At 39.1% G+C, this 894-nt stretch carries 2 protein-coding genes; both read right to left on the bottom strand.

All coding sequences use genetic code 11. The features are described 5' to 3' along the window. Positions 1-16 precede the first annotated feature (16 nt). Positions 17-490, bottom strand: a complete 474-nt coding sequence (locus E4T71_RS10525) for a transposase (protein WP_167758509.1) — start codon at positions 488-490, stop codon at positions 17-19. A 13-nt stretch (positions 491-503) separates the two neighbouring features. After that, positions 504-854 (bottom strand): IS630 transposase-related protein, encoded by a 351-nt coding sequence (locus E4T71_RS10520; RefSeq protein WP_135038935.1) that lies wholly within the window; start codon positions 852-854, stop codon positions 504-506. Positions 855-894 lie beyond the last annotated feature (40 nt).

The following is an 894-nucleotide window of genomic DNA, read 5'->3' as shown; positions in this document are numbered from 1 at the left end:
TTATAGTTATTTCGCTTTAAAAAACATTATTCAGACATTCTGTCACCGAGTTATATTTTGGCAGTAACTCCATAACCTTTTTCTTGAGGTTAGCCCAAGCTTTTTCAATCGGGTTGAGTTCAGGACAATAGGGTGGTAAAGGTAGAAAGAAGTGATGGTTTGTGATGCAAAGCTCATCTAATCGTAGCTTTGGATGAAAGGTAGCGTTATCCATAATCACTATGTGAGGTCTATCTAAAGCTGGCAATAGCTGAGTTTTAAACCATTTAACAAAGAAGTGACTGGTCATACTTTGTTTGTAAATCATGGGTGCTACAAACTGACCATTGACTTGTCCTGCTACAATCGAGATACGCTCGAAACGTCTACCGCTGACCTTCCCATAGACTTTTTCTCCTCGTTTGGCTCTTCCCTTCCTCCGATAAAGATAGGTATCAATTCCTGTCTCATCAATATATACGATGGGAAGTCCAACGAGAACAGATAGCACAACAAGGTAGCGTCTAATCTTTTCTGGGTCTTGTTCGCGATAGCTTGTTGTCTTTTTTTAAAGTGATATTGTATTTCCTTAAGGCTTTCCAAACTGTATTAATTGCACAAGAAAAGTACTCTGCAATTTCTCGCAGATAGGCATCTGGATGTTGCTCAATGTAAGCCAATAACTGGTCTTTAGGAAGTTTACGGGAAGAACGCTGTCTAGGCTTGTCCTGTAAGTGACCTTCTGTTTCTAATTTTCGTTCCCATCTATGCAAAGTAGAAGGATTGATACCGAAAAGATCGCAGGCTTCTGTTCGAGTGTGCCCTTCCTGAACGAAAGAGAGCACACGTTTTCTAAAATCAATACTATAGGTCATAAGTCTATTTTATCACGTATTTTAAAGCGAAACAACTATA

This window comes from Streptococcus sp. WM07 (assembly GCF_004570525.1).
Taxonomy (GTDB): domain Bacteria; phylum Bacillota; class Bacilli; order Lactobacillales; family Streptococcaceae; genus Streptococcus.
Note: the sequence above shows the minus strand (reverse complement) of the source record. Positions and strands in the feature narration are given on the sequence as shown.

Bases quoted from the DNA above. Each gene is read 5' to 3' on its own strand.
- E4T71_RS10520 (WP_135038935.1), bottom strand. From the start codon at position 854: ATGACCTATAGTATTGATTTTAGAAAACGTGTGCTCTCTTTCGTTCAG.